Raw genomic sequence first — 551 nt, forward strand, 5'->3', positions numbered from 1 at the left:
TGACAGAAGCGCTTGCGCAAATACGTTCCGTGCTGGGTCCCGACGGCTTCGATCCCGCACGCAGTCGTCACGTATTCAGACTTGCAATGTCGGACTATGGCGCCAACATCATTCTTCCCCATCTCGTGAAACAGTTGCGGCGAGCGGCGCCGGGAATTGATCTTTCCGTCGTTCAGTTAAGCAGGGAGGGAATGATCGCCGGAGTGGTTGACGGAAATATCGACATAGGACTGGGTGTATTTTCACAATTGCCTGCCCAGATTCTCGCCGAACACCTGTTATCGGACCAATATTCCTGCCTTGTTGATCGGAGGTCGCTTCCGTCACCAGACATAAAGCTGGAACTCGATGACTATCTCAATCGACCGCATGTGCTGGTGGCCGTGCATGGAGACGTCTCTACTGAAATCGACGAGGCCATCCACGCGGCCGGATTCAGTCGTCGTGTAGCGCTCGTGCTGCCACATTGGAGTGTCGCTCCAACAACAATCATGGGAACCGACCTCATTCTGACCGTCGCTGCGAGGAGCCTGGAAGCGATGCGAGGAAAC

General features: G+C 55.2%; 1 protein-coding gene. It reads left to right on the forward strand.

The window, feature by feature from the left end; translation table 11 throughout:
- Nucleotides 1–551 (forward strand): LysR substrate-binding domain-containing protein (locus RCF13_RS10795; RefSeq protein ID WP_308141155.1); only part of this gene is annotated, 551 nt, incomplete at both ends.

The sequence above is a fragment of the Stenotrophomonas maltophilia group sp. RNC7 genome (assembly GCF_030910085.1).
Classification (GTDB): Bacteria; Pseudomonadota; Gammaproteobacteria; order Xanthomonadales; family Xanthomonadaceae; genus Stenotrophomonas; species Stenotrophomonas sepilia.